This window comes from Halanaerobiales bacterium (assembly GCA_035270125.1).
Lineage (GTDB): Bacteria > Bacillota > Halanaerobiia > Halanaerobiales > DATFIM01 > DATFIM01.
Window position 1 is genome coordinate 1 of record DATFIM010000084.1, and the last position, 4379, is coordinate 4379.

Below are 4379 nucleotides of genomic sequence, written 5' to 3' on the forward strand. Positions count from 1 at the left end.
ATAACTGAAGCTAATGCTAACCACAAAATATAAAATTTAGGAGTTTTTACAAATTCTCTTGGGGGAACATCTTCTATTATTTCAGAATCTTTAATATTTGCAGAATTAGAATTACTACTTGCTGGAGGAGACCAACCCTTCGGAGGATTCTTAATCAATCTTGAACCAACAAGAGCAACCAAAGTAATGATAATTCCTAATACGAAAAGAGTTCCATCTACTCCCCAGATTTTAATCATTTCTTTTTTTAATGGAGCAAATATTACTGCCGCCAGACCGAACCCCATAACTGCCAGTGAAACAGCAAATCCTGGTTTGTCAGAAAACCATTTGCGAGCAGTTGGAGCTATAGTTGCATAGGTAAGACCACAGGCTATACCCACCCCAATTCCATAAGTTAAAGTAAGCCAAATAGGGGAAGGAAAATATTTCATTAGAGCTGCCAAGCTATAACCTACAAAAAATATCAAAGAACCAGTTAATGCTATTTTCTTGGGTCCATACTTATCCTGCAACCATCCTGCTGGTATCATAGTTATAGAAAATATAATAATCATAATAGTAAAGGGTAAATTTGCCTGAGCAGTAGTCCAACCCCATTCTTCTACTAAGGGAAGCACAAAAGATCCCCAGGCATAACTCATTCCTCCCATCAAAGAAAGAAGAAAACCACCAACTAAAACTATCCAACGATTATATTCTGAATTTCTTTTACTATTCTCATTATTTTTATTCATTATATTCCCCCTATCTTTTTAGTAATCCAAATAAAGCCTCAATTATTTATCCATTTCATTTATTGCTTTAAACCAGATAAGCATTACTTCTTTTTCCTTTTCAGTCATATTTTCCATGTCTTTTTTCATGTCTTCATCCATAGGCATAACACCGATAGTAGTAATAGCGTTATAATTTTTATCATCATATTTAGTTTTACTGGAAGTAACTGTGATACTATAAATATAGTCATTTTTCAATCCATAAGATGTATATTCTCCTTTTTTATTTTCTACTGAAATTTGATAGGCATCTTTGAGTAAATCACTGTAATATGATTTAATCTCTTCCTTAGATTCTTTACTTAAAAAAGAAATAGTAACACTATCTTCTTCTCCTTCAATTACTTCATTAACTACAACATCATTATATAAGGGAAAAATATGATCAGGATAAGATATCGGTATTTCGTTGTTTTTATAAGTTTTATTGTTATTACCAATTGGAAAATAACCATTGCTGTAGAATAACAGACCACCAATTACTATTACCAGTAAAATAATAAATATAAGATACTTACTCATATGGTCACCTTCTCTTAATATTTTTTAATAATACAAAAACTATTCCCCAACTTACCAGCCCCGGAATTATACCCATAGCCGGATTAATTATAGTAATATTTCCTAAAATAAAAGTTGTTGACGTATTTAACCAGGTATGGAGCAAGATTGTTACAAGAACACTTTTTGTATTATTATAAAACCAGGTTATTATAAAAGTTTGTGCAATAATTGACATTGTAAACCCAGCCAATGAAAAAATAGTAGGAATTATTCCAATACCAGAATATAAAAATATTACATAAGGATAGTGCCATACTGCCCAAATAATACCTAAAATCCAGCTAGCTTTTTCAGCATCATAAATTTTTTCAAGTGCTGGAAGAACAAAACCTCTCCAACCAGGTTCTTCAAGACCACTGGTTAATAATTCATAAATAAAATATACTATCACTAAATTAAAAGGAATATTGCTATTAAAAAAATTATTTAAAGGAATACCAATTAACATTCCAATTAGTACTACAATTATATTAATAAAAATGGGTAATAATAATACATATAAATACCATTTTATTTCAATTTTCCAATTAGTTATTCTTTGCCAGAATTCTTTTATATTTAATTTTTTATAATATATTGTAATAATTGCTGCTGCAAGTGGCCCATAAACTCCCAATCTAAATAATAAAAATGCCAATACTTCTTTAAGATCTTCAAATTCAAAATTAATTATTTCAATAAAAGATAAATCTTTATATCCTAACGAAATAGCACTTATCCATAAGATCCAGGTAAATCCATAAGCTAATAAAGTATAAAAAATAATATTGTTTTTTATTTTTATTTGTCTATCCATATTTTCTCCTTTCTTTATTTTCTTTTCTTAAATGATTTATAAGTTAATAAAATTAAACCTATTATATTAGCTATAGAAAAAAACATTGTAGCAGTTGTCCCCCATTTAAGAATAAACTCATTAACCAATAGGCCGAGAGTGCCAATAAATATAAGCAAAAATATATAAATTCCCATATTTTTATTCATTAAAAATAATCTCCTTCCAAATAATTATTCATTATACTTTATAATTCTGCTTTCAGTTGATTTTTTCCTTTATAATTAGCTAATAAATAAAAAAAAACCAGAGCAAATTTGATATTTGCTCTGGTTTTATTCTAATTTTATTATTGATATATTTTATTTTTTCGCCAAAGATCCCATAGGATCCCAGGGATCTAAAACAACTGCTTCTTTTTTATAATCAGTTAATAATTCATCCGATAGATATTTTTTATTGATCACTACTTCGTAATTATATTCTTCAAACCATTTGTCACTCATTACAAAAAAGCCATCTTCTCCTACATCTTTTCCCCAACTATTTTGTACTTTCCACTTGTCAATATCATCATTTTCATAAAGATTTACTCCAGTAAAGACCATAGCATGAGTTAAAACACTTTCGCGATATTCCAGTCTTTCTCCTTTATCTAGAGAAAACTCAGTATCCAAAACCTTTTCAAAATTATAAAGATCAGTATCCATTATCCCCAGATCTCTATCAGACATTTGTCCAACATCACAACCAAACCAGACTGGTTCGCCATCCTTTAATTGTTTTACTGAAAGTTCTTTTAATTTGTCTATTTTAAGATTTAAATAATGTATTTTTTGACCATCAATTACATTTCCTAAAAACTCTACTGTATATGTTTGGTGGAAAGGTTTATCTTTTGTAGGTGCGTTGATAATACTTACATAATCTTTCATTTTAAAATCAGAATATTTCTCATAAAATTCTTGAGGTGTCAAATTTTCATCTCGATAAAAATTATCATCTTTATCTCTGTATTCAAAATCAAATTCTGTTGGCGGTTCTCCCAAAAAATAACATAGAATAGAATATATTTCATTTATCATATCTTCTTTTTTATTATGAAGTTCATTTAAACTGACACCATTATTATTTAACTTTCTCAAAATTTTAGCATTATCTCTTAATTTTAAATTTAATATTTTATTTAAAGTTCTTGAGTTACTGCTTGAATGACTTTCAGGCATTGCATATTTGGGCAAAATACCATATTTCTGAATTATACCTGTAAACATATCCCACTGACCACCATCATTAGTTGGATTTTGTAAAAGCCACATTACTTTTCTACTATCTAATTTCATATCTCTGGTTTCTAAAATGTTTTCAAGAAAATAATTAGCCTTTTCTAGCTTATCCCAGAACATACTATATGCCTGTGATAATTCAAAATCATGATCTTTAATATTTAATTTATCAGAGATGCTATAACGAATATTATTTAATGCTGCAAATATCCAGCATCTCCCACTTTTTTGTTGATTGGTTACTTTTCCTACTTCAATTTCTTCAGAAAAATCGTAATGCATGTTTTGAATTGATTCATAATTCTTTGCTACATCTTTAAGACCATTGTTTATAACTGCATCAGCTATGACCTCTTTTGTTTTATCTTTATTAAAATTTTCAGAATATCTTTTTATTTTTTCTCTGGTTATTTCTTTTTTTGTCATTTTACTTCCCCCTATTTGTTTTTTAACTTTGCATTTTAACCCATTTAGTTATCGCTTTTTCAATCATTTCATCCCAATTAGAAAATTCTGTAGTTTTATCAATAAAATCATTTAGCTCTTTTTCAGGAATATTATCAAAATCTTCCCCATTTCTAATTTTAAAGTTACTTTCTCTAAACATCTGGTTTATATTATCAAAATTTGTATATTCAATCATAAAATCATCAGTAAATAAATCTTTGAATCTAATTTCACTATTACCCTGTAATTTATCTATTCTATTAATAACCTTTTCAAAATTTTCACTTTCATTATCCATATAAATTCCTCCCAAAATTATGTATTCAAATAAGTCTTAATATATATTTCTTGAATTTATTTCATATCCCTCTTTCTAAAATTAAATCACTTAAAAAAGGAGGTTTTAGTTATGGAAGAAGGTATTATTTTACTTCTAATTTTATTTTTAATTTTCAATGTTGGCATTGGAGAAATATCATTCCCGAATATAAGTAAAGAAAATATTGAAATTGAAGAAGAAAAAATCAC

At 27.8% G+C, this 4379-nt stretch carries 6 protein-coding genes; all 6 read right to left on the bottom strand.

The window, feature by feature from the left end:
* Positions 1-737, bottom strand: a 737-nt coding sequence (locus tag VJ881_04535) for an MFS transporter (GenBank protein HKL75316.1), incomplete at its 3' end; no start/stop codon positions are given.
* Positions 738-779: 42 nt separating this feature from the next.
* Positions 780-1301: a hypothetical protein gene (locus VJ881_04540; protein HKL75317.1), complete on the bottom strand. Its 522-nt coding sequence runs from the start codon at positions 1299-1301 to the stop codon at positions 780-782.
* Positions 1302-1305: 4 nt separating this feature from the next.
* Positions 1306-2139, bottom strand: coding sequence for a CPBP family intramembrane glutamic endopeptidase (locus tag VJ881_04545; protein HKL75318.1), 834 nt, complete (start codon positions 2137-2139; stop codon positions 1306-1308).
* A gap of 14 nt (positions 2140-2153) precedes the next feature.
* Positions 2154-2327, bottom strand: a complete 174-nt coding sequence (locus VJ881_04550) for a hypothetical protein (protein ID HKL75319.1) — start codon at positions 2325-2327, stop codon at positions 2154-2156.
* Positions 2328-2480: 153 nt separating this feature from the next.
* Positions 2481-3830 carry a C1 family peptidase gene (locus tag VJ881_04555; GenBank protein ID HKL75320.1) on the bottom strand — a complete coding sequence of 450 codons (1350 nt, stop codon included), beginning with the start codon at positions 3828-3830 and terminating at the stop codon, positions 2481-2483.
* 22 nt (positions 3831-3852) lie between these two features.
* Positions 3853-4149, bottom strand: coding sequence for a hypothetical protein (locus tag VJ881_04560; protein HKL75321.1), 297 nt, complete (start codon positions 4147-4149; stop codon positions 3853-3855).
* Positions 4150-4379: the final 230 nt, after the last annotated feature.

What these genes read in the sequence shown, in the direction of transcription:
- VJ881_04540 (HKL75317.1), bottom strand. Translation starts at nt 1,301, where the DNA reads ATGAGTAAGTATCTTATATTTATTATTTTACTGGTAATAGTAATTGGT.
- VJ881_04545 (HKL75318.1), bottom strand. Translation starts at nt 2,139, where the DNA reads ATGGATAGACAAATAAAAATAAAAAACAATATTATTTTTTATACTTTA.
- VJ881_04550 (HKL75319.1), bottom strand. Translation starts at nt 2,327, where the DNA reads ATGAATAAAAATATGGGAATTTATATATTTTTGCTTATATTTATTGGC.
- VJ881_04555 (HKL75320.1), bottom strand. Translation starts at nt 3,830, where the DNA reads ATGACAAAAAAAGAAATAACCAGAGAAAAAATAAAAAGATATTCTGAA.
- VJ881_04560 (HKL75321.1), bottom strand. Translation starts at nt 4,149, where the DNA reads ATGGATAATGAAAGTGAAAATTTTGAAAAGGTTATTAATAGAATAGAT.